The organism is Leclercia adecarboxylata (assembly GCF_023639785.1).
Classification (GTDB): Bacteria; Pseudomonadota; Gammaproteobacteria; order Enterobacterales; family Enterobacteriaceae; genus Enterobacter; species Enterobacter adecarboxylatus_D.
Map to the genome: position 1 here is coordinate 897,588 of NZ_CP098325.1, position 22,434 is coordinate 920,021.

General features: G+C 56.2%; 19 protein-coding genes and 1 tRNA gene. 9 read left to right on the forward strand and 11 right to left on the reverse strand.

The features are described 5' to 3' along the window. Nucleotides 1-79: 79 nt before the first annotated feature. Together frsA and crl are read left to right on the forward strand one after the other, a co-directional pair. Complete coding sequence (gene frsA / locus NB069_RS04205) at nucleotides 80-1,324, forward strand: esterase FrsA (RefSeq protein ID WP_250587905.1); 1,245 nt, start codon at nucleotides 80-82, stop codon at nucleotides 1,322-1,324. Nucleotides 1,325-1,381: 57 nt separating this feature from the next. Further along, a complete protein-coding gene (crl, locus tag NB069_RS04210) occupies nucleotides 1,382-1,783 on the forward strand; it encodes a sigma factor-binding protein Crl (RefSeq protein WP_250587906.1) in 402 nt (133 codons plus the stop codon). Nucleotides 1,784-1,846: 63 nt separating this feature from the next. On the opposite strand, the gene phoE is transcribed toward crl, so the two are convergent. Then, nucleotides 1,847-2,899, reverse strand: coding sequence for a phosphoporin PhoE (gene phoE / locus NB069_RS04215; RefSeq protein WP_250587907.1), 1,053 nt, complete (start codon nucleotides 2,897-2,899; stop codon nucleotides 1,847-1,849). Nucleotides 2,900-3,201: 302 nt separating this feature from the next. Between phoE and proB the strand changes: the two genes are divergently transcribed. Then, nucleotides 3,202-4,305: a glutamate 5-kinase gene (gene proB, locus NB069_RS04220; RefSeq protein WP_039032096.1), complete on the forward strand. Its 1,104-nt coding sequence runs from the start codon at nucleotides 3,202-3,204 to the stop codon at nucleotides 4,303-4,305. A 10-nt stretch (nucleotides 4,306-4,315) separates the two neighbouring features. After that, nucleotides 4,316-5,569, forward strand: a complete 1,254-nt coding sequence (gene proA, locus NB069_RS04225) for a glutamate-5-semialdehyde dehydrogenase (protein WP_250587908.1) — start codon at nucleotides 4,316-4,318, stop codon at nucleotides 5,567-5,569. Nucleotides 5,570-5,603: 34 nt separating this feature from the next. Here the strand turns inward: proA and NB069_RS04230 are convergent, their stop codons facing one another. After that, a complete protein-coding gene (locus NB069_RS04230; protein ID WP_284677025.1) occupies nucleotides 5,604-8,237 on the reverse strand; it encodes a bifunctional diguanylate cyclase/phosphodiesterase in 2,634 nt (877 codons plus the stop codon). Nucleotides 8,238-8,544: 307 nt separating this feature from the next. On the opposite strand from NB069_RS04230, the gene NB069_RS04235 reads away from it, so the two are divergent. Both NB069_RS04235 and NB069_RS04240 read left to right on the forward strand, forming a co-directional pair. Next, nucleotides 8,545-8,620, forward strand: a tRNA-Thr gene (locus NB069_RS04235). Nucleotides 8,621-9,160: 540 nt separating this feature from the next. Then, on the forward strand, nucleotides 9,161-9,922 hold the full coding sequence (locus tag NB069_RS04240; RefSeq protein WP_250587909.1) for a hypothetical protein: 762 nt from the start codon (nucleotides 9,161-9,163) through the stop codon (nucleotides 9,920-9,922). Nucleotides 9,923-10,138: 216 nt separating this feature from the next. Here NB069_RS04240 and NB069_RS04245 read toward each other — a convergent pair whose 3' ends face one another. The 4 genes from NB069_RS04245 to paoA are packed head-to-tail and all read right to left on the reverse strand — an operon-like array spanning nucleotide 10,139 to nucleotide 14,891. Beyond that, nucleotides 10,139-11,059, reverse strand: coding sequence for an XdhC family protein (locus NB069_RS04245; RefSeq protein WP_250587910.1), 921 nt, complete (start codon nucleotides 11,057-11,059; stop codon nucleotides 10,139-10,141). Between the two features lie 9 nt (nucleotides 11,060-11,068). After that, the gene (gene paoC / locus NB069_RS04250; RefSeq protein WP_250587911.1) at nucleotides 11,069-13,267 is read right to left on the reverse strand and encodes an aldehyde oxidoreductase molybdenum-binding subunit PaoC; all 2,199 of its coding nucleotides are present in this window, start codon (nucleotides 13,265-13,267) and stop codon (nucleotides 11,069-11,071) included. Then, on the reverse strand, nucleotides 13,264-14,220 hold the full coding sequence (locus NB069_RS04255; protein WP_250587912.1) for an FAD binding domain-containing protein: 957 nt from the start codon (nucleotides 14,218-14,220) through the stop codon (nucleotides 13,264-13,266). The genes paoC and NB069_RS04255 overlap by 4 nt, the downstream gene beginning before the upstream one ends. Further along, nucleotides 14,217-14,891 carry an aldehyde dehydrogenase iron-sulfur subunit PaoA gene (paoA, locus tag NB069_RS04260; RefSeq protein WP_250587913.1) on the reverse strand — a complete coding sequence of 225 codons (675 nt, stop codon included), beginning with the start codon at nucleotides 14,889-14,891 and terminating at the stop codon, nucleotides 14,217-14,219. Before paoA ends, NB069_RS04255 begins: the two co-directional genes overlap by 4 nt. 236 nt (nucleotides 14,892-15,127) lie before the next feature. Here paoA and NB069_RS04265 point away from each other — a divergent pair, with 236 nt between their 5' ends. Next, nucleotides 15,128-15,391, forward strand: coding sequence for a hypothetical protein (locus tag NB069_RS04265; protein WP_250587914.1), 264 nt, complete (start codon nucleotides 15,128-15,130; stop codon nucleotides 15,389-15,391). A 50-nt stretch (nucleotides 15,392-15,441) separates the two neighbouring features. Here NB069_RS04265 and NB069_RS04270 read toward each other — a convergent pair whose 3' ends face one another. Then, nucleotides 15,442-16,464, reverse strand: coding sequence for a hypothetical protein (locus NB069_RS04270; protein WP_250587915.1), 1,023 nt, complete (start codon nucleotides 16,462-16,464; stop codon nucleotides 15,442-15,444). Nucleotides 16,465-16,645: 181 nt separating this feature from the next. Beyond that, nucleotides 16,646-18,469: a glycoside hydrolase family 15 protein gene (locus tag NB069_RS04275; RefSeq protein ID WP_250587916.1), complete on the reverse strand. Its 1,824-nt coding sequence runs from the start codon at nucleotides 18,467-18,469 to the stop codon at nucleotides 16,646-16,648. A 331-nt stretch (nucleotides 18,470-18,800) separates the two neighbouring features. On the opposite strand from NB069_RS04275, the gene NB069_RS04280 reads away from it, so the two are divergent. Beyond that, nucleotides 18,801-19,091 carry a Bor family protein gene (locus NB069_RS04280; RefSeq protein ID WP_250587917.1) on the forward strand — a complete coding sequence of 97 codons (291 nt, stop codon included), beginning with the start codon at nucleotides 18,801-18,803 and terminating at the stop codon, nucleotides 19,089-19,091. A gap of 62 nt (nucleotides 19,092-19,153) precedes the next feature. On the opposite strand, the gene NB069_RS04285 is transcribed toward NB069_RS04280, so the two are convergent. Both NB069_RS04285 and NB069_RS04290 read right to left on the reverse strand, forming a co-directional pair. Beyond that, on the reverse strand, nucleotides 19,154-19,492 hold the full coding sequence (locus NB069_RS04285; RefSeq protein ID WP_250587918.1) for a DUF1294 domain-containing protein: 339 nt from the start codon (nucleotides 19,490-19,492) through the stop codon (nucleotides 19,154-19,156). A 66-nt stretch (nucleotides 19,493-19,558) separates the two neighbouring features. After that, a complete protein-coding gene (locus NB069_RS04290) occupies nucleotides 19,559-20,014 on the reverse strand; it encodes a GNAT family N-acetyltransferase (RefSeq protein ID WP_250589448.1) in 456 nt (151 codons plus the stop codon). 223 nt (nucleotides 20,015-20,237) lie between these two features. Between NB069_RS04290 and NB069_RS04295 the strand changes: the two genes are divergently transcribed. After that, on the forward strand, nucleotides 20,238-20,552 hold the full coding sequence (locus NB069_RS04295; RefSeq protein ID WP_434543604.1) for a helix-turn-helix domain-containing protein: 315 nt from the start codon (nucleotides 20,238-20,240) through the stop codon (nucleotides 20,550-20,552). A gap of 46 nt (nucleotides 20,553-20,598) precedes the next feature. On the opposite strand, the gene NB069_RS04300 is transcribed toward NB069_RS04295, so the two are convergent. Then, on the reverse strand, nucleotides 20,599-22,407 hold the full coding sequence (locus NB069_RS04300; protein ID WP_250587919.1) for a diguanylate cyclase: 1,809 nt from the start codon (nucleotides 22,405-22,407) through the stop codon (nucleotides 20,599-20,601). Nucleotides 22,408-22,434 lie beyond the last annotated feature (27 nt).

Sequence of the window (22,434 nt, forward strand, 5' to 3'; positions counted from 1 at the left end):
GGTGATGCCGGGCGTTATTTTTTTCGCCTCTGTCGCGGTACAATGATGCCCTCTGACGTATCTATAGAGGCAGCGCGCAATGTCCCAGGCGAATCTCAGCGAAATTCTCTTCAAGCCCAAATTCAAGCACCCGGAAACCTCGACCCTGGTTCGTCGTTTTAACAGCGGCGTACAGCCGTCAGTGCAATCGGCGCTGGATGGCAAAAATGTCCCGCACTGGTACCGCATGGTAAACCGCCTGATGTGGGTCTGGCGCGGCATCGACCCCCGTGAAATTCTCGACGTGCAGGCGCGAATCGTCATGAGCCAGGCCGAACGCACCGACGAGGATCTGTACGATACGGTGGTGGGCTATCGCGGTGGCAACTGGATCTACGAGTGGGCAAAACAGGCGATGCTCTGGCAGCAAAAGGCCAGCCAGGAGCAAGATCCCCAGCTAAGCGGCCAGCACTGGCTGCACGCCTGTAACCTCTACAGCATTGCGGCATACCCGCACCTGAAAGGCGACGAGCTGGCGGAGCAGGCCCAGGCGCTGGCGAACCGTGCCTATCAGGAAGCGGCCCAGCATCTGCCTGGCCGGATGCGCGAAATCAGCTTTACTATCCCCGGCGGCCCGGCGGTGACCGGCTTCCTGCATACCCCTGCGGGTGACGGCCCCTTCCCGACGGTGATGATGTGCGGCGGCCTCGACTCCCTGCAAACCGATTACTACAGCCTGTATGAGCGCTATCTGGCGCCAAAAGGGCTGGCGATGCTGACCCTCGATATGCCCTCTATTGGCTTCTCGTCCAAATGGAAACTGACCCAGGATTCCAGCCTGCTCCACCAGCATGCCCTGAAAGCGCTGGAACAGAATCCGTGGGTGGATCACACCCGGGTGGCGGCATTTGGCTTCCGCTTTGGCGCCAATGTCGCCGTTCGTCTGGCCTATCTGGAATCATCACGCCTGAAAGCGGTGGCCTGTCTGGGGCCGGTGGTTCACGCCCTGTTAAGTGAACCCGCCCGACAGAGCAGCGTGCCGGAGATGTACCTCGATGTGCTGGCCAGCCGGCTGGGTATGCACGATGCCTCGGACGAGGCGCTACGCGTGGAGCTCAATCGCTACTCCCTGAAAATGCAGGGGCTGCTGGGACGCCGTTGCCCTACGCCAATGCTCTCCGGTTTCTGGAAAAACGATCCGTTCAGCCCCGAAGAGGAGTCCCGCTTAATCACCTCGTCATCTGTCGATGGCAAGCTGCTGGAGGTGCCGTTCAGCCCGGTGTATGAGAATTTTGACAAAGCCCTGCAGCAGATAACGCGCTGGATCCATCAGAGATTGAGTTAAGAGATTGCTAATTTTTTGAGGTTTGGTAAAACAGTGGCTTCACAAAAGGAGATCGCAATGACGTTACCGAGTGGACATCCGAAAAGTAGAATGATCAAGAAGTTTATGGCTCTTGGCCCCTACATCCGCGAAGAGCAGTGCGAAGAGAATCGCTTCTTTTTCGATTGCCTGGCCGTGTGCGTTAACGTAAAGCCAGCGCCGGAGAAGCGCGAATTCTGGGGATGGTGGATGGAAATGGAAGCAGAAGAGTCACGTTTCACTTATAACTACCAGTTTGGCCTGTTCGATAAAGAGGGTCACTGGCAGGCGATGGCCATTAAAGATCCAGAAGTGGTCCAGCGCCTGGAGCACACGCTGCGTGAATTCCATGAAAAAGCCCGTACGCTGCTGGCAACGTTCGATCTTAAACTCGAGCCTGCTGATGATTTCACCAACGAGCCGGTGAAATTAACGGCTTAACGTCTCGTTCGAAAAAGACAATAAAAAAACCCGGCGCAGAGCCGGGTTTTTTATTTGCTTAAATCAGAACTGGTAGGTCACACCCAGCGCAACGATGTCATCGCTGCTTACGCCCAGTTTATTATCGTCATCAATCTGGTTGATTTTATAATCAACAAACGCCGACATATTCTTGTTGAAATAATAGGTGGCGCCGACGTCGATATATTTCACCAGATCTTCATCACCGATACCTTCAATATCCTTGCCTTTAGACTGGACATAACCCAGGGACGGGCGCAGGCCAAAATCAAACTGATATTGCGCAACGGCTTCGAAGTTTTGCGCTTTGTTGGCGAAACCACCGGAGATTGGCGTCATATTACGCGTTTCGGTGTACATGGTTGCCAGGTAAATATTGTTGGCGTCATATTTCAGACCGGTGCCCCAGGCTTCGGCTTTTTCACCTTCGCCGCGCGCCAGCAGGTTCTGGGCATTGGTACGGTCGGAGTTGGTGTAAGCGCCGCTGATAGCGAAGTCGCTGCCGCCGAAATCATAGGTCAGCGCAGTACCGAAACCGTCGCCGTTCTGTTTTTTGGCTTCGCGGCCTTCGTTTTTGCCCTGGTATTGCAGGGTCAGATCCAGGCCATCAATGGCGCCGAAGAAGTCGGTATTACGGTAGGTTGCCAGCCCGCTGGAGCGTTTGGTCATGAAGTTATCGGTCTGACCGGAAGAGTCACCGCCGAATTCCGGGAACATATCGGTCCAGGCTTCAACGTCATACAGTGCGCCGAGGTTACGACCGTAATCGATAGAGCCAAAGTCCTTCAGCTTAATACCGGCGAAGGCCAGACGGGTTTTTTGTGACGAGTCGCTTTCCGTTTTATTACCGGAGAACTCGGCTTCCCAGCGGCCATAACCGGTCAGCTGTTCGTTGATCTGCGTTTCGCCTTTAAAGCCGAAACGCACGTAAGTCTGGTCACCATCTTTGGCATCATCATCGCTGATATAACGCATGGCTTTGACTTTACCGTACACGTCCAGTTTATTGCCGTTTTTATTAAATACTTCGGCTGCCTGTACAGATGAAGTTGCCACAACGCTCATTACCACTAATGCCAGAGTACTCTTTTTCATTTTCAATCCTGGTTTTATATACGCGCTAATATTCGCTGAACAGTAAGCTCGTGCTTTTGTTCCGTGAAAAAACAGGAAGGGTTTTAACTTTCTGTAATGAACGTTTTATGACAATCTCAGAATAATTTTAAATAAATGTATTTTTCTGTTTCAGTAATAAAAGTGTCAAAGTTTGCCGCTACGCTTCCTGATCCCGCGCAACAAAGTGGTGGCCTTAGTGCTAAGGCGGTTGGCAACGGGCCCCAGTCCTGATAAAAAGTCTGATTGATATCATTTCCCTTATTATTGAACGGCAGAGAATCATGAGTGACAGCCAGACGCTGGTGGTAAAACTCGGTACCAGTGTGTTAACAGGCGGATCGCGCCGCCTTAATCGCGCCCACATTGTTGAGCTTGTGCGCCAGTGCGCGCAGCTGCACGCCGCAGGGCACCGTATTGTGATTGTCACCTCCGGGGCGATCGCCGCCGGGCGTGAGCACCTGGGCTACCCCGAACTTCCCGCCACCATCGCCTCCAAGCAGCTGCTGGCGGCAGTAGGGCAAAGCCGCCTGATTCAGCTCTGGGAACAGCTGTTCTCTATCTATGGCATCCACGTCGGGCAGATGCTGCTGACCCGCGCCGATATGGAAGACCGGGAGCGTTTCCTCAACGCCCGCGACACCCTGCGCGCGCTGCTGGATAACAATATCGTTCCGGTTATTAACGAAAACGATGCGGTCGCCACCGCAGAAATTAAAGTCGGCGACAACGATAACCTCTCCGCGCTGGCCGCCATTCTGGCGGGTGCAGATAAACTGCTGCTGCTGACCGATCAGCAGGGCCTGTTCACCGCCGACCCGCGCACTAACCCGCAGGCAGAGCTGATCACCGATGTGAAAGGCATCGACGACGCGCTGCGCGCCATCGCGGGCGACAGCGTATCTGGCCTTGGCACCGGCGGTATGGGCACCAAGCTGCAGGCGGCTGACGTGGCCTGCCGTGCCGGAATCGACACCATCATTGCTGCGGGCAGCCGCCCGGGCGTGATCGGCGACGTGGTGGAAGGCATTTCGGTGGGGACCCGTTTCCATGCCGAAGCGACCCCGCTGGAAAACCGCAAACGCTGGATCTTCGGCGCACCGCCAGCCGGCGAGCTTATCGTGGATGAGGGCGCGACCGCCGCGATTCTGGAAAGAGGAAGCTCATTGCTTCCAAAAGGAATTAAAAGCGTGACAGGCAACTTCTCCCGTGGTGAAGTGATTCGTATCTGCAATCAGGAAGGGCGTGACATTGCCCACGGCGTCTGCCGCTACAACAGCGACGCGCTGCGCCGCATTGCAGGCCACCATTCACAGCAGATCGATGCCATTCTCGGCTATGAGTACGGCCCGGTTGCTGTCCATCGCGACGACATGATCACCCGTTAAGGAGCAGGACATGCTGGAACAAATGGGCGCCGCTGCCAAAGCCGCCTCGTACAAACTGGCGCTCCTTTCCAGCCGCGAGAAAAACCGCGTGCTGGAAAAAATCGCAGAGTATCTTGAGGCCCAGTCCCACGAGATTTTGCTCGCTAACGAGCAGGATCTCCTGGAAGCCAGGCGCAACGGCCTGAGTGAGGCGCTGCTCGATCGCCTGGCATTAAACCCCGTTCGTCTGAAAGGCATTGCCGACGACGTGCGTCAGGTATGCAGCCTCGCCGACCCGGTAGGGCAGGTGATTGATGGCGGACTGCTGGACAGCGGCCTGCGCATCGAACGTCGCCGCGTGCCGCTGGGGGTGATCGGCGTGATCTATGAAGCTCGTCCCAACGTAACCGTGGATGTCGCCTCGCTGTGCCTGAAAACCGGTAACGCCGCCATCCTGCGCGGCGGAAAAGAGACCTGGCGCACCAACGCTGCCACGGTAAAAGTGATCCAGCAGGCGCTGGAAGAGTGCGGCATCCCTGCCGGTGCGATTCAGGCCATTGAAAACCCGGATCGCGCCCTGGTGAATGAAATGCTGCGCATGGACAAATACATCGACATGTTGATCCCGCGCGGTGGCGCAGGGCTGCACAAGCTGTGCCGCGAGCAGTCGACCATCCCGGTGATCACCGGCGGTATCGGCGTATGCCATATCTTTGTGGATAGCACCGCCGAGTTCGACCCGGCCCTTAAGGTCATCGTGAACGCCAAACTTCAGCGTCCGAGTGCCTGTAACTCAGTGGAGACGCTGCTGGTGCACCAGGATATTGCGGACACCTTCCTGCCTGCGCTGAGCAAGCAGATGGCGGAAAGCGGTATCACCCTGCATGCCGATGCCAACGCGCTGACACAGCTGCAAAACGGCCCGGCGAAGGTTGAAACGGTGAAAGCGGAGCAGTACGACGACGAGTTCCTGTCGCTGGATCTGAACGTGAAAGTGGTAGCCGATCTCGATGACGCTGTCGCGCACATTCGGGAACACGGTACCCAGCATTCAGATGCGATCCTTACCCGCACGCTGAGCAATGCGAATCGCTTTATCAACGAAGTGGATTCTTCCGCGGTTTACGTCAACGCCTCAACCCGCTTTACCGATGGCGGTCAGTTTGGCCTGGGCGCCGAAGTGGCGGTCAGTACCCAGAAGCTGCACGCCCGCGGCCCGATGGGTCTTGAAGCGCTTACCACCTACAAGTGGATTGGCTTCGGCGACGATACCGTCCGCGCGTAATCACCTGCGCGGGCAGCAATCGCTGTTGCCCGCGCTATGCCTGACTGTTCTGGCCTGCCCGTTCCTTTGCTGCCGAGTCCAGCGCGGCCATTTGCTCCTGAAGCGCCGTCAGGCTAAGCGGCCTGCTGATTAAATACCCCTGAGTTTCATCGCACTCCATCATCATCAGCTTTTGCAGCTGTTCTTCGGTTTCCACCCCTTCCGCGGTAATACTCAGCGAGAACGCTTTGCCCAGGCCAATGATATTCTCGACGATGGTATTGGCGCTGTCGCTTCCCGGCATGCCATCGATAAAGGATTTATCCAGCTTGATGCCATCGAACGGGAAATTACGCAGGTAGCTCAGGGAAGAGTAGCCGGTGCCAAAATCGTCCATCAGCAGCTTCACACCCAGTTTTTTTAGCGCCAGCATGATCTCAAGGCTGTTTTCCGGGTTCCACAGTGTGGCATTTTCGGTCACTTCGATCTCCAGCCGGGCGGGATCCAGTTGCGAAGACTCCAGTGCTTCCTTAATGCGATCCACCACCTTCCAGGATCGGAACTCAACGGCAGAGAGATTCACCGACACGGAGAGGCCGTCCAGAGACTGCTGAGCATCCCGACAGGCGGTTTTCAGCACCCAGTCACTGAGCGGAATAATCAGCCCGGTCTCTTCCGCGAGGGAGATAAACTGATCCGGCATGATCAGCCCCAGTTCGGGATGATCCCAGCGGATTAATGCCTCCACGGCGATGATGCGTGATGAGTTGTGGCCGTAGCGCGGCTGATAGACCAGATGGAACTGCTCTTTTCTGATGCCCTCGCGCAGGCTCTCTTCCATTTCCCGGCGTTGCACCATCTGCTCTGCCATTTCCGGCGTGTAAAACACCCACCTGTTGCGTCCGGTGGTTTTGGCCTGGTACAGCGCGATGTCGGAGAAGCGCAGCAGCTCGCCCGCGTCGACAGCGTCATGCGGCGCCATCGCGATCCCGATGCTGGCCCCGATCACGATCTCATTCCCGTTGATCAGGAAGGGACGCGCCAACTCGGTTATGATGCGCTCGCACAGGGTTTCAATGTAGCGGCGGTCATGAATGTCGGAGATGATCAGAATAAACTCGTCTCCGCCCTGGCGCGCCACCAGATCGTAATCCCGGATGCAGCCCCGTAAACGGGCCGAGACCTCATGCAGCACGCTATCCCCCGCGCCGTGGCCGAACAGATCGTTGACCGGTTTAAACTTATCAAGATCGAGGCTCAGCATCGCCAGCGGATGCGCCAGGGTAGGCTGCGCCTGCAGCTTGCCCTCGAGAAACTCGCGCATGCGTATCCGGTTGGGCAGCCCGGTGAGATCGTCGTGTCGGGAGAGATACTCCACGCGCGCCTGGGCCTCCACTTCGAGGGTCACATCCGTGGCGGTGCCGCGGTAACCGGTTATCCCCTCCGGGGCGACAACGGGTTTGATCGCAATATGGCAGTAGCGCTGGTGGCCCATCGCGGAAAGATAGCGGCAGTGCAGCAGGCGACGATGGCCTGTCTGGCCGGGCAGGGTGATCCACTCCGCCAGCGACTGGTTTTCTGCCTCCATGAACTCGCTGAGCGGACGGCCGATCCAGGACGAGATGCTGTGCCCCGTGATCCCCGGAAAACGTTCAGAGAGCCAGGTAAAGCGCAGCCCGGTGTCCGTCTCCCAGATCCAGTCCGTGGTGGCCTCGGCGACGTCGCGAAAGCGTCTTTCGCTGGCGGTAAGCGCCAGACGGTTCTGCGCCAGCAGATAGGTATTTTCATCATACATGCGCGCCTTTTTAAGCGCGTTGCGTCCCAGCATTACGCCGGGAATACCGGTACAGAGCGCCAGCAGGATCAGCAGCGGCAGGATATAGCGCATCAGCTCCCGCCCCGGATCCTCACTTTTCCACTCAAAAGTGACCTGCTGACCATCAACCGGGAGCGTCGCCGTTCCGCGTCGACCGGCCTGCTTCGGCGCGCCCTTATGCTGCACCCGCGTCTGAGCGATACCGTACTCTTCACCCAGCGCGACGAGCTTACGCGTATCCAGCACATCCACAAACACCAGCACCGAGGCGGGGCCTGGAGCAACATTGATGCTTGAGTCATCGCCCGTGGTGATACGCGCTGCCGCAACCAGCGCCGGATGGCCATCCTTCATGACCACCGTACTGGAAATAGGGGGGGCGTCCGGCTTATCTATCTTTTGCATCAGCTCAGGAGTGGGATCATCCCCCAGCCAGGATTGCAGGGAGCCTGTCACCAGCTTGCCGTTAACCACGCTGTAACGGGTCTGCCCACTGCCATCCAGCACGAACACCCCTTCGTACTCAAAATCGCGCCACAGCGAACCGCCCATATTCTGGCGGGTATAGGCCCAGTCGGTATCCACCCTGGGATGAAGATGCAGGTAAGCCTCACCCCACCAGGCATAGTCTTTAATGTGGGTAGTGAGCGTATCAACACGGTTATGGATCGCCTTTTGTAGCAGCATGGCGCTGTGCTTATCGCTATCCTCGTTGATGTTGCGCACGATGGTCAGCAACGCGATGATGGCGATGATAAACAGCATCGCCAGCAGAGATACCATCACCATCAGGCTACGTTTGATAAAGCTGGCCGTTCTTTTCGGCTCAAGGTCCGTGCCGGCTACGTCATCGGAGACAAAAAATTTATGCATTATTCACCCACTCTCTCAGGCTTATCTCTGTTCCGGTCTCTCTAAGTATCGACCTGTTCTGGCGGGGCTTTATTTCAATAAGTTAAAACTGAAGATAGACGATTCTGGAAAGAAGCGGGGAGAGGGGGCTGGCAGTGTGGGCAAATAGTCGCTGATGAAGGGAGATATAAGCCAAAAAAGCAGCAGTAACCCTTCAGATTGTGTTGATTTTGCACATGATGCTGTAAAAACCAACAACTAAAAGGCGAAGGGTTGACGAGGTGGGTGCTTTTTCTTACCCTTTTACACCGTAGCACCCCTCCTGAAAGCCGATATAGCTCAGTTGGTAGAGCAGCGCATTCGTAATGCGAAGGTCGTAGGTTCGACTCCTATTATCGGCACCATTGAAATCAAGTAGTTACCACAAATTCATATAAACCATATCTTCCTAATGTGCCGTATTTGGGACATTGTGAACTATTCTTGCATCTTTTTGAACGTGATCGGTCAGACGACCGCCAGATTAATGCGCATTTTGCTGAACCATTTCCAAAGTCTCCCATCGGCCCAATTCCTTCAAGCGTGGAGATAAACACCGTACTGTAATATTTTTTACAAGAATGATTTGCGCAAAACAATAATTAAAGCAATTAATCAGCTTTTTAAGCGGGATTGTTCAGGCTTTGTTTTATTCCTTGTAAAGCAGTTTGTTTTTCAGGAGGGGCATGATGTAATAACCAATATTAACTTTACCATCCAAATTAATTATATATTTTCAAATGCTATTCATTTTGTTTAAGAATTGAGCTTTAAGTTCTGATATTATAGGTCATGTAAATATGATTTATAATGGCAGGTGAAAAATGTTAATGTTAGTATAGCAGTTCACAAATCCATATTAATATCTTCGCATCCCAGCGAGTTCGTTAAGGAAATGAAAGAAAATGTCTCTATCAATTGAATCAACTGTTGATGTAATACAAAAGGTATTATATTCACTGGTGATTATTGCATTAATAGTTTCTGGTGGCTGGAGCTTAATTCTTCGGCTTGTGCTCAGTCCATTAAAGATAAAAGCATCAAGCAGAGCATTCAAAAAGCTGGATGATTATCTTTTAGACTTACAATTATTGAAACTTCATCATGGCATCAATGTCACTAATAAAAGTGATGCTAAGCTAGTTTTACAGGCAATATCACAAGGTATCCTCGCTCGCGGCGATTTTAAGTTACTGCGATTTGCCCCCCCAATTGGCTTAAAAAAATTAAAATTGATTGACGGAGTATTAGTAGGGTTTTTAGGGGTTGTATGCATGTTAATTTTTGTGGTAATAATGTATTCTCTAAAAGAGAGTAAATACAATCATGCGTTTTACTCACAAGGAAATGAAAAAGTTTTAATTTCACACTCTAATATTTATGATGTTCAGGCGGGTCGTTATTTATTAAAAACAGATTGCAAAAAAATCAATCGTGATAGCAAGGCAATGTTAGCTAGTGCATGTGACTATATTTTGACAGAAGATAATGATAAAAAAGAAGAACTTTCTTGGGCAATTGACAGGAATAATAACGCAATGATATCACTAATGGTAATGGCGGTATTTTTAATGATGATAGGTATGTTATCTGTTGTTATAACTGCTCAATATTATCAAGTTAACAATAAATTCCATAAATTTAAAGTCTGTAATACTACGCGATAGCATTCTAGTTTTTAAGAGTTGTGCCAATAATTATATATTGGCACTTAGTATTTACTTGGCAATTATTCTTGCCGTAATTTTATCCTCCAAGTCCTGATGAACTTTATTGTACACTCCCGTTGGCCTTTTAAGTCTGGATATTTCCTCAGAGTATCTTCAAAGAAGTGTTGGGCATGCCCTATCATTATCTGGCCCCCGATTATACCCCGCAACGAATTACCCCACATGACTTTGCCCCGCTCTTACCGCCGCCACGTCCGCCACCACCGAAAGCGCCAGGGTATTCGCATCCCGCGCCTGAGGGAAAATCCCAACCGGCGCCTTGATGCGTGCAATATCCCTCTCGTCCCAGCCCAGTTCCAACAACTTATCGACCCGTCGCTGGTGGGTGCGATAGCTGCCGAGGGCGCCGATATAAAAGGGGGCTGCCGTCAGCGCGGCCTGGAGCACCGGCAGTTCCTTGTGCTGATCGTGCCAGAGCAGAATCACCGCCGTGTCGGCATCGACAGTCTCAACCCTGCGGGGGTTGCACTGAACTTCATACCCCGCCGCCTGAGCCACGCGGGCGGTGGCCTGCGCTTCCACCGAGCCCCCGTAAATCAGCATCCTTACGCAGGGACGATAGCCCTGCCCGAAGACGTCATCCTTCCAGCCTGTTGCGGTTGCTCCGGGCACAGAGTGCAACGACTGCGACGGGGCGTGATAGCGCAAGCCCACCGGTTTGCGCTGCGCCAGGCTGTTTAATACCGCCAGCAGGGGCTGCACCGAGCGCAGCTTATGGATGTTCAGCGTGATGCCGCCGCCGCAGGGCAGCACGATGTCGAACCACGGCGATCCCTCGCCGTACTTCACCTGTCGATCCGCGCCGCAGGCGAGGGTCTCCAGCGCCTCGTACGCGGCAGCGGACTCCACGCAGCCGCCGGAGACATAGCCGCAATACAAGCCGTCCTCGCGGACGGCCATCTGTGCCCCCAGCGGCCTGGCGGCCCCACCGCGGATCTCCACCAGAGTCACCAGCGCCACCGCCATGCCTGCCGTTAACGCCTCCGCCGCGAAGCGCAGCACCGCCACGCTGTCGTCGGTGGCAAAGGCCTGTTCGGGAATAATCTGTTCAGTCAGCGTAGCGCGTTGCAGCATCCTCTCTCCTTACACCACATCGGGCAGCGCTTCGATAAGCTTATCCAGGGTGATGGGGTACTCCCGCACCCGCACGCCCGTCGCGTTGTACACCGCGTTAGCGATAGCCGCGCCCACGCCACACAGCCCCAGTTCGCCCACCCCTTTGGCCTTCATCGGCGAGGAGACCGGGTCAGTATCGTCGAGGAAAATGACCTTCTGCTCCGGGACATCGGCATGTACCGGCACTTCATACCCCGCCATGTCGTGGTTAACGAAGTACCCCAGACGGGTATCCACCGCCAGCTCCTCCATCAGCGCCGCGCCGAGCCCCATGGTCATCGCGCCGATCACCTGGCTGCGGGCGGTTTTCGGGTTAAGGATGCGTCCCGCAGCGCACACTGCCAGCATCCGCCGGACCCGCACCTCACCCGTCGCCACGTCGACGGCCACCTCGATAAAGTGACCGGCAAAGGTCGACTGCTGGTACTGCTTGTCCAGATCGCCAAACTCGATGCTGTCTTCGGCGGTCAGCGTGCCGTTGGCGGCGGCCTCGCGAATGTCCGCGCTGCGGGTGTCGAGAGTGATTTTACCGTCGCTGAACTGCGCCTGGTCGGGATCGAAACCGAGATTTTTGGCAATGGTCTGGCGCAACTTCACGCAGGCCGCGTAGACGCCCGAGGTGGAGGTATTCGCCCCCCACTGGCCGCCTGAACCGGCCGACACCGGGAAGCTCGAATCACCGAGGTGCACCGTCACCTTGTCCAGCGGCACGCCCAGCATCTCCGCCGCCGTCTGGGCGATGATGGTGTAACTCCCGGTGCCGATGTCCGTCATGTCGGTTTCCACCGTCACGTTTCCGTCGGCGTCCAGATGCACCCGGGCGGCGGATTTTTCTAACAGGTTATTGCGAAAACCGGCCGCCATGCCGAGGCCCACCAGCCAGCGTCCGTCGCGAACCTGGCCAGGCGTCGCGTTGCGCTGCTTCCAGCCGAACTCTTCGGCCCCGGTGCGCAGGCACTCAATAAGCTGTCGCCGGGAGAAGGGGCGGTTGGGATCTGCCGGATCGACCTGAGTATCATTGAGGATGCGAAACTCAACCGGATCGATGCCCGCTTTCTCCGCCATCTCATCGATGGCGATCTCAAGCGCCATCAAGCCCGGCGCTTCACCGGGGGCGCGCATGGCGTTACCCTCGGGCAGATCCAGTTTTGCCAGCCGCAGGCCGGTATGACGATTCTCACCCGCGTAGAGCAGCTCCGTCTGTTGCACCGCCGTCTCCGGCGTGCCGCCGGGCAGATTGCCGGACCAGCTGTCATGGGCGATGGCGGTAATTTTCCCCGCCTTGTCGGTCCCGATACGAATGTGTTGAATGGTCGCCGGGCGGTGGGTGGTGTTGTTGGGGATCGTCGGGCGCGCCAGCATCACCTTCACCGGGCGCTTCACGGCGCGGGCCGCCAGCGCGGCCAGCAGGGCATCGCTTCTCAGGAACAACTTGCCGCCAAATCCCCCGCCGATATACGGGGAGATGATGCGCACGTTCTCTTCGGGGATCTTCAGCGTCGCCGCCAGGTCGGTGCGACACCATGCCACCATCTGATTGGAGGTCCAGAGGGTCACCTTATCGCCGTCCCAGACGGCCATCGAGGCGTGCGGTTCCATCGCCATATGGCTCTGGTCGGGGGTGGTATAGGTGACGTCTATCTTCACCTCGGCAGCGTTAAAGGCTGCGTTAAAATCACCTACGTTTTTGTCCGGGGTCTTCTCCGGCGGCTGGCTGACGGCGGGTTTTTCCTCTGCCAGAGAGTATGCGCCCTTGTCACGCCGGTACTGAACCTGCACCAGCGCCGCCGCCGCCCGGGCCTGCTCGAAGGTCTCGGCTACTACCAGCGCAATGGCCTGATGGTAATGTTCTATTTTCGGGCCGCCCAGCAGCGTGGCCGCGTTACGCTCGCCCTTGCCGAGCGCGCCCGCGCTGCTGGCCGTGATCACCGTCAGCACGCCCGGCGCTTTTTTCGCGCCCTGAGTGTCGATGGCGGCGATCTCGCCTTTGGCGATGGCCGAGCCGACCACGTAGCCATAGGCCGCGTTGGGCGCGGTATCATGCCATTCGTAGGCATAGTGCGCCTTGCCGGTGGTTTTTAGCGGGCCGTCGATACGATCGTGAGGCTGTCCGACGACTTTCAGCCGATCGATTGGGTTTTCCCCGGCCGGTTTCTCAAATTTCATACCTGAGCCCTCGCTTCTGTCAGCACGGAGGCAAGCGTTCGCTTCGCCAGGGTAAGTTTGAACCTGTTTTCAGGCGTTGGGTGGGCGTCGGCAAACAGCGCGTCATACACCGCCTGCGCCCCCTGAGTGACTTGGGCATCGGCCTGCGCCACCCGCCAGGGTTTATGCGCCACGCCGCCCAGCGCGACGCGGCCGCTGCCGTCCGGCTGGACAATCGCCGCCACCGACACCAGCGCAAAGGCGTAGGAGGCGCGATCGCGGACCTTACGGTAGATGTGCTGCCCACCCACCGGCGGCGGCAGGCTGACGGCGGTAATCAACTCGCCGGGGGTCAGGACGGTCTCGATATGCGGCGTCTTCCCCGGGGCACGATAGAAATCGGCGAGGGGGATATTGCGCGTTTTTCCGTCCGCATTGATGGTTTCCACCACCGCGTCCAGCAGGCGCATCGCCACGGGCATATCGCCGGGATGGGTGGCGATGCAGGCTTCGCTGCTCCCTACCACCGCATGCTGACGGCTAAACCCTTCCAGCGCTGCACAGCCGCTGCCGGGTAGGCGCTTATTGCAGGGCTGGTTCGTATCGTAAAAGTAGGGGCAGCGGGTACGCTGGAGAAGATTGCCCGCCGTCGTAGCCTGGTTGCGCAACTGGCCAGAGGCTCCGGCCAGCAGCGCTCTGGAGAGTACGCCATAGTCACGGCGCACGCGCTCATCGGCGGCCAGATCGGTGTTACGCACCAGGGCCCCGATGCGCAAGCCACCTTCGTCGGTGGCGTCAATCTTATCCAGCCCCAGGCCGTTCACGTCGATCAGATGGGTGGGCGTTTCAATTTCAAGCTTCATCAGATCCAGCAGATTGGTCCCGCCGGCGATAAATTTCGCGCCAGGGGTGCGTCGGGCGCTGGCCGCCGCCTCGGCCGGAGTTTGTACCCGTTCATAGGTGAAGGCTTTCATGATGTCTTCCCTCCGGCGACGTCTTCAATGGCGGCGAGAATATTGGCGTACGCGCCGCAGCGGCAGATGTTGCCGCTCATGCGCTCGCGGATCTCCTGCGCACTCATTTCGGGCGGGGAGACCAGATCGAGGGTGACGTGGCTCGGGATCCCCGCTTCAATCTCTTTCAGCACTGCCACCGAGGAGCAGATTTGCCCCGGCGTGCAGTAGCCGCACTGATAGCCATCGTGTTTGACAAACGCCGCCTGCATGGGATGCAGATTGTCAGGCGTGCCCAGTCCCTCGATGGTGGTGATGTCGGCGTTCTGGTGCATCACGGCCAGGGTGAGGCAGGAATTGATCCTGCGCCCGTCAACGATGACGGTGCAGGCACCGCACTGCCCGTGGTCGCAGCCTTTTTTGGTGCCGGTCAGGTGCAGGTTCTCGCGCAGGGCATCCAGCAGGGTGGTGCGGGTATCCACCTCCAGCTGCTGCTCCTCGCCATTGACGCGAAACGTCACCGGCATCATCTCCGGCGCGGGCGTAACGGCGGGTTCGCCCTCGGCCAGCGCAGAACAGGGATACACCGCCGCGGTTGCCGCCGCTGCGGCACTTGCTTTTATCAGATCCCGACGAGACAGGCTGAAGTCGTGCGGCTGTCCATCGTCATGGTATTCGCCTTGGTTGCTCATGCCAGGCCTCCGGTATTTAAAGGGAAAGTAACGGTCAAAGAGGGTGCGACGTTGTCGTCTTTTTTTAAACGTTAAGCATAGACGGCGATGTTGGTGGGATTATTCTCAAAAGGTGAATACGGTTATGAGGCGAGTTGATAATTCAAAAATTTTTTTTAGTTTCAAAACTGCTTTTTAATTTGATTTATGGGGCGTAATATCCACACAAATTAAGTTGATTAGGATGATTCTCAAGGATGAGCCGCTCTACTACTCTCTTTATCGACGGACATAAAGCCCGGGTGACCTACGATCCGGTGATTGATATGTTCCGTGGTGTCTTTCTGCATACCAGAAGTGAAGCCCGCTTTATGGCGAGGGATGTCAACGAGCTGAAAGTGGCCGCCCGGGATGCGCTGGACAGCTATCTGAACGCCTGCGCCATCACCGGCGTAACGCCTTTCCAGAAGCGCTCCTTGCGACCTTTTATGGCGCTCGCGCTTAAAGCTATTCTGCACTGATTTCGCCATTGCCCCTGATATCCAGGGGCAACTGGCCTGAAGGGTGTTATCTACACCGGCTCATTAAACTCCACATACACGCTGTAACTCTCGTCCTGCTCCTGGCTTAGATCGATGTTGGCGTTCGCTGTACCCTTAAGCGTTTTGATTCCCATCCCGAAGCGGGCTTCTTTGTTGGAGGAGAATACGCTCAGCTTTTTAAGGTCCAGTTCAGCACTCACACAGCCGCCTATCTCTCTGGCAAATACAATGGCCTCCCAGGAAGGTTCAAATGGCAACCAGTTAAACTGCTCTTTTTCAAGAACCATCCCTTTTTTCCACTCCCGACCCGCTAACCTAATGACGCGTACATCGGTGCCGGTATCGGACAGGTCGGATTCCATTTTTAAACTTGCTTCGCCTGAAGCGACAGCAGTGGTGGCTTTTACTTTGGCCTTAATCTGATCGAATGCCCGTGATTTCGCCTCTTTGCGTATTTCTATTTTTGTCGCACCCAGACTGACAAACACTTTAATCATTTCCGTTTCACGCTCTTGCAGCAGGATGTCATCCAGCGTGTCACTGAGAATATAATAGTTTTCTTTTTCTGAGCCGGGCTTCGACAGAGGATGTTTAATATACGCCTGGTTTATTTGCGGGTGCCCGGGCTGAAAATGATAGTGGTGACTCAATGCTATTTCTGGCGTCATACTGATGCGCTTCATATATTTATCAAACGCATGTGCAGAATGTTTAAGTGTATCAACCGGAACGTCCTTTTCGTCTTTCTTGCTCAGGAGTTGATACAGTGAAAACGCAGCCGGAGCGGCATTAACGAGAACGGCGATGGGCAATGGAAGCAGCCGGGCAGCGACGGCCATAGCAATACCCGCATTCTGGTAGTTTAGAAAACCTTTCTCTTTTTGTTCTGTTTCTGCTTCAGATTTGTTTTTGGGCGCTATAAACGTCTTGCCTTTTTTGGTGGCGTTCTCAAGCTCTATTTCTTCGCCATCGGTAATTAAAGTAGTAATAATCTCTTTGGTTGAAAAATCATCATACGTCTCTTGATCTACAAGAAAGATTAAATCATTCATTATCCATCCCGGGTGAAAATAAAATAGCTGGCGTGTTTTTGAGAAGAGTACCGGGATTATCATTTTCTTTCTATCTGTAATATGAGGAATGTGATCAATATTGTCAGGGAATGAGTGCCTGCCTGTTTTTCCAACAGGCAGGTGTGGCGATGATAGCTTTTTTAGTAATCCGAAAGGATTGTTATTTACCCTTCCGGTGCTCGCTGACAGCCTGTGCCGCGCAGATCAGCGCCAGGTGGCTTAACCCCTGGGGCATATTGCCGACCCACTCGCCGGTGCGGGTATCGAACATCTCATTGAAGGTTTCAACATTGCCGCGGTGACACAGCGTCTTGAGTATTTCATCCATGTTCTCCTCAGCCCGTTCCGGCTCCCCCATTGAGGCCCAGGCCTCCGCCAGCCAGAAGGCGCAGGCGATAAAGGTGCTCTCCTCCTGCTCAACGCCGCTGTAGCGGTAGATCATCGCGCTGTTGTGGCCCAGCTCGCGTTGGATCGCCTGATAGGTCAGCTTCATGCGTTTCGGGTTTACCTTCACACCGTAGCGCGACACGAGCGTGAGCGACGCATCCAGCTGCCCGCCATCCCCCACGTAAAAACAGTAAGCCTGATGCGTTTCAGACCAGCAGTGCTCTTCAATCCAGTCGCGAATGCGGTCCCGCTCCCGGGCCCAGCGCGCCTTCCAGGTGGGTTCGATATGTTTGCTCTCGGCCAGCACCACGGCGCAGTCCAGCGCCAGCCAGCAGGCCATTTTCGAGTGGGTGTAATGCCGCTCCTCCGGCAGCTCCCAGATCCCGGAGTCCTTCATACGCCAGCGGTCGGCGCACTGGTTGGCCAGGTGCCCCAGGAATCGCGACGTGCCGATATCCAGAATATGCCCCGCCTCGACGAACAGCTTCGCCACGCCAAGCATATCGCCATACATGCTCAGCTGGCGCTGGTTGCGGGCGTTATTGCCAAGGCGGACCGGCTGCGAATCCCGGTAGCCCTGCAGTTCGGGGTAGGTCTCTTCCGGCACCAGTTCGCCATCGAGGGTGTAGCAGGCCCGCATCTCCGGGCCGTGTTTGACGATGGTTTTCGACAGCCAGGAGAAGGCCGCCTTACACTCCTCAAGGGTGCCCAGATAGGTAAAGGCTTTGATAATCAGGCAGGCATCGCGCACCCAGGCAAAGCGGTAATCATAGTTTTTGCTGCCGCCGGGTCCCTCCGGCAGGGAAGTGGTGGCGGCTGCGGCCAGCGCGCCGGTGGGGGAGTACCAGAGGAACTTCAGCGCCAGCGCGGAGCGAATAACATGATCTTTATAGAGACCGTCGTATTTCAGCCCCTTTACCCAGTCCTGCCAGGCGGTGTGGCTGGTCTCAATTCGGTTATCAATCGCCTGAATGTCCGGGACCGCCAGCGGCTCATTCAGAGTCACCAGCAGGGCGACGACCTCCCGGCTCCCTTTTTTCAGGACGATCTCCGCCTCGACCTCTTCATCATCGGCACGGGTAATAACCACGTTGTCGCTGGTGTGCAGCATCGCCATCAGGTCGCCGATATGATAGACGCTGCCCTTGTCGGTATCTGAGCGCCAGGGCGATCGCGTTTCGATCATCGTCCCGAAGCGCAGTTGAAGCCTGAACGTCACGGTGCCACGCACGCCTTCCAGACGGCGGGCCAGCTCGCTCCAGGGCAGGCGGCCCGCCAGGGTACTGTTGATGGATTCGGTTAACAGCGCCGTGCCGTCTTTGGTCTCGTAGCGGGTTTCGAGGATATTGCTGTCCTCGCGATAGGCGCGGGAGACGGTGTATTCAGTCGCAGGCGTCAGGCTGAAAAAGCCGCCAATGTTGGGATCCAGCAAGCGGTCAAAGAGGGGCGGCGAATCGAGATTAGGCGCCCCCCACCAGTCGATCGAACCATCCGGGGCGATGAGCGCTACCGAGCGTCCTTCACCGATAGCCGCGTAATCCCCCAGACCAACGAACCCGTTGTCACGCAAGGGCATGTCGTATTTCGCATTTTTCAAATGAGTGTTCCCTTTTCTTTGATGAATATAAAGCCTGGCATAATGTGACGGTTATCGCGCTTTCAGGGGGGTATGAAGGGAGAAAATCCTGGCACGATCGGCTCCCTCTCCATGCAGGGAGAGGGCAGAGATAAGGGGAAATATGCCGCGCAGGTGCTTTTTTCTTACTCTCCGCACACACTCATTTAACAAAAAAAATTTGTCGAAATTACATATATCAATGGCGAATCAATAGAACACGTAAGTTTCCCGATATCCCCGCTGGTCGGATATGTCCGTCAGGGGGGCGGGCATACCATCCCGGACTGTTCCTCCCCAACCTAAGAAAATTATGAAAAAGTTAATGATGATAGCGTTTGTCACCGTTGCCCTGTCCGGCTGCGCCCAACAAACTTTCAGGATCAACAGCGGGGTGGCTGAAAAGCCCACGCAGGAAATTAAACAATCCTTCTTTATTAATGGGATTGGCCAGTCTAAAACGATTGATGCGGCGCAAGTCTGCGGCGGCGCGGATAAAGTTATTCGTACCGAAGTACAGGAATCCGGCACGGATGTGTTATTGCGTGTCGTCACCCTTGGGATTTATACCCCTCGCGAAGCGCGGGTTTATTGCGCGAAATAATATCCATGGCGGGCAGGATGACTGCTCGCCACTGTTTTTGACCGCCCGTATTCATCGCTATTTCACAAATACTGGAACCACCAGGCCGCCAGTACCAGCACCCCAACGTTGAGAATCACGCTCACCCTAAAATAGGTTTTGAAAGGCTGCTTTTGGGTTTTATGGCGAAACAGCTGCTGGCCGAAGATCGCCCCCGGCCATCCCCCGACAACGCCACATACCAGTAAGGTCGATTCCGGCACCCTGCGCCAGGCTTTGCGGGCCGCCATTTTATCGGCACCGTAGATTACAAACGTCAGCGCGCTGGCGAGCAGAAACCACATCGCCAGAGGATGAGGCAGCAAGGCGCTGCCCGCGGCGGCCAGAGCCAGCAGAAAATAACAGAGAAAAGGGAGGTTCATGGGAGGCAGTATCAGTCATCAATCCGAAGGGCGATGATACGCGATCCTGCCGGGAGTGTAACCGGGCTAGCCGCTTAACCTTTTGGCAAAACAGATGGCCTCGTCGCGCCCGATATAGGGGCCATAGTTTTCTCTCTGCACATAGCCATGCTTTAAATAGAACTGCACCGCGCGGGTGTTAATTTTGCGCGTCTCAAGCCACAGCTCCAGGTAGCCCATTCCCCGCGCCGCCTCTTCAAGCCAGGCGAGTAGCGCCGCGCCAGTACCCGGGCAGCTCCGGTCAGAGAACATGCGTTTCAGTTCGGCAGTGGTCTCAGTCAATGGGCGGAATGCACCACAGCCCACAGGCTGATTATTCTCATCTTTCGCTATCACCCACATCGCCCGCGCCCCGGAGACATCCCGCGGGTCGAAATGGCTTTTACCGCTGTCGCCGGTGATCGCGGCAAGCTCTGAGGAGAGTTGATCGATGAGCGTCTGAGAGTCGGTTGAGGTCGGATAGGATTTTTCGATGGTAATCATTTCTGTAGACAATGGCAGGAGTCGCTTCTGCCAGTGTAGAACATCTCAAGAACCTGTACTCATACGAAAAGCCTCTGACTGGCCGGGTACAAACGCTATCAATACTTCATGGTACTCACAAAGTTGCATTAGCTAAGATTGATGTACAATTATACCCAATCTGGGTATAGAATGCGTCAGGGAACGGGATGAGGTGACGCAATGGAAGCGATTAGGGAGAGTGATGAGCAGAGATATTTTTTCAGAATTAATGGAAGGTATGGATGCCTTACAGGAGCATAAGGAAGGTAAGCGGACGCTTCGTACCCATCACGTCGCAGTGCGTAAGGAAACGGAGTTAACACCGGAAGAACTAAAAGGGATCCGTCATGATTTGAATTTGTCTCAGGCGCTGTTTGCAAGATATTTGCACACTGCAACGAAGACCTATCAGAACTGGGAGCAGGGCCTGGCAAAACCTAACCGTCAGGCGGCGTTGCTGATCCGCATTGTCCAGAAGAGCCCCCAGGCTTTATCCTTATTGGCGGCAATGAACTAATCTTCGCCAGCCTGGCAGGCAAAAATTACCCGCCAGGCTGTCGATATCAGATATTCGCCCCCGGCGGCTGGTTCCCCGCCTCCAGCATCCCAAAACTCACAATCCTTGAACGCCCCAGCTCTTTCGCCCGGTACAACGCCACGTCGGCAGCGCGCAGCAGGTTTTCACCCTGCGCGTGCTGGGGATAGCTGGCAATGCCGATGGACACATCCACTGGGCCAATCTCCGACAGCTCGTAGCGCAGCGCCAGGCTGTGCACGGCGGAATGGATTTCGCTGGCTGTGGCAAACGCCGCCGCTTCATCGGCGCCCGGCAGCAGGGCCAGAAACTCCTCCCCGCCATAGCGGAACGGCATGCCCTTGTCGCTTACCGCGCGCTGGACAATCGCCGCCACGCTTTTGATCACCTGGTCGCCCGCCTCGTGTCCCAGCCTGTCGTTGATGGCTTTGAAGTGGTCGATGTCGATCATCAGGCAGCTTACCGGGTGACCGCTGTGCAGCGCCTGGTTCATCTGGGTGCGCAGGGCATCTTCCAGATGGTGGCGGTTGCGCAGCCCGGTCAGCGGATCGAAGAGCGCTTTTTCCAGCAGGGCATCGCGCAGACGCTGGTTGGCCAGCGCCAGACCCAGCGCTTCGGCCATCAGCTCCAGATAGGCGCGGGACGGGGCCATCGCCGGGGTGAGATTCTGGAAGGAGAGCAGGCCGATGGCTTCGCCCTGGGCAATCAGCGGCACGCAAAGGGCATGCCGGGCGCTGCTGTCGGGCAGGTGATAGCAGGCGATATCCGGCTCGCCGTTGACCGGCGGATGGCTCTGGCCACGACGTACCGCCCAGCACTGGTCCGGATGGAAGGGATCGGGCTCGCCCTGCGGGTTGAGCCACTCGGCGGCACAGCGCATCTGCCACGGATCCTGTTCGAGAAGATAAAGCCGCCCGGCGATCCCCGGCGCAATGCTGGGAGCGAACAGCCGCGCCACGTTCAGCACGTCCTCGACGGATTCACACCCCTGCAGGCGCTGCGTCATGCGCGCCAGCAGTTCGCGGATCGCCCAGTCGGCGTCGCGCTCTTTTTCCAGCCGCTGCCGCACCAGGCCGTTTTCACGGAAGATGCGGATCGCCTGGGCCATATCGCCAATCTCGTCGATCTGACGGTAATCCGGGGCTTCGACGGCATAATCCTGGGACGCCAGCCGGTTGACCACGTCGCTCAGACGGACCACCGGGCGCAGCACCCGGCGCTTAAGGATAAAACCGAGCACAAACAGGAACATCAGCGCGGTCAGGCCGACCATCACCTCGGAGAGGGTCCGCAGCCCGTGGGATTTTGCCGTGGCATCTTCAATCGCCACGTCGGTGCGGCGGTCCAGCATCTGGCGGAAATGGTCGATCTGATTCTGCACCTGTTCCAGTTCGCTTTCATAGCGCTCGCCATAAAGCCGTTCGATGGCCTCCGCCTGCTGCCCGCTGCTGACGCTGGCGATGGCGCGCTGCTGTTCATCCTGCAGAGCATCGGCCTGGGTTAACCCTTCGTGCAGCAGGGCCAGCTCCTCATCGCTGGCACCCGCGTCCTGCAGTTTTTGCAGGCGATGCTCGACTCCAGCCATGGAGGCCGCTTTCTGGCGATACGCGTCTGCCACCGGGGGCGCCTGCTTGATAACGTACAGGCGGGCCAGATCCGAGAGCGCCCAGGCGTCCACCTCCACCTCTTCGGTGAGTTGATCGAAGACGTAGCGCTGTTCTACGGCCTGTCGCTCCACCTTTTCGGCGCTGGAGGCCATCAACATGGCCACCCCTGAAGCGATGGTCAGACAGACCGTGGCACCGTATGCCCAGTTAGTAATAGTGGCGATACGCAAGGCGCATTCCTTTTAGATTGCGATATA

Coding starts and splice junctions, on each gene's coding strand:
- phoE (WP_250587907.1), bottom strand. CDS start 2,899: ATGAAAAAGAGTACTCTGGCATTAGTGGTAATGAGCGTTGTGGCAACT.
- NB069_RS04290 (WP_250589448.1), bottom strand. CDS start 20,014: ATGATTACCATCGAAAAATCCTATCCGACCTCAACCGACTCTCAGACG.
- NB069_RS04280 (WP_250587917.1), top strand. CDS start 18,801: ATGAAAAAGTTAATGATGATAGCGTTTGTCACCGTTGCCCTGTCCGGC.
- paoA (WP_250587913.1), bottom strand. CDS start 14,891: ATGAGCAACCAAGGCGAATACCATGACGATGGACAGCCGCACGACTTC.
- NB069_RS04295 (WP_434543604.1), top strand. CDS start 20,238: ATGAGCAGAGATATTTTTTCAGAATTAATGGAAGGTATGGATGCCTTA.
- proB (WP_039032096.1), top strand. CDS start 3,202: ATGAGTGACAGCCAGACGCTGGTGGTAAAACTCGGTACCAGTGTGTTA.
- NB069_RS04245 (WP_250587910.1), bottom strand. CDS start 11,059: ATGCTGCAACGCGCTACGCTGACTGAACAGATTATTCCCGAACAGGCC.
- NB069_RS04230 (WP_284677025.1), bottom strand. CDS start 8,237: ATGCATAAATTTTTTGTCTCCGATGACGTAGCCGGCACGGACCTTGAG.
- paoC (WP_250587911.1), bottom strand. CDS start 13,267: ATGAAATTTGAGAAACCGGCCGGGGAAAACCCAATCGATCGGCTGAAA.
- NB069_RS04265 (WP_250587914.1), top strand. CDS start 15,128: ATGAGCCGCTCTACTACTCTCTTTATCGACGGACATAAAGCCCGGGTG.
- crl (WP_250587906.1), top strand. CDS start 1,382: ATGACGTTACCGAGTGGACATCCGAAAAGTAGAATGATCAAGAAGTTT.
- proA (WP_250587908.1), top strand. CDS start 4,316: ATGCTGGAACAAATGGGCGCCGCTGCCAAAGCCGCCTCGTACAAACTG.
- NB069_RS04240 (WP_250587909.1), top strand. CDS start 9,161: ATGTCTCTATCAATTGAATCAACTGTTGATGTAATACAAAAGGTATTA.
- frsA (WP_250587905.1), top strand. CDS start 80: ATGTCCCAGGCGAATCTCAGCGAAATTCTCTTCAAGCCCAAATTCAAG.
- NB069_RS04270 (WP_250587915.1), bottom strand. CDS start 16,464: ATGAATGATTTAATCTTTCTTGTAGATCAAGAGACGTATGATGATTTT.
- NB069_RS04255 (WP_250587912.1), bottom strand. CDS start 14,220: ATGAAAGCCTTCACCTATGAACGGGTACAAACTCCGGCCGAGGCGGCG.
- NB069_RS04285 (WP_250587918.1), bottom strand. CDS start 19,492: ATGAACCTCCCTTTTCTCTGTTATTTTCTGCTGGCTCTGGCCGCCGCG.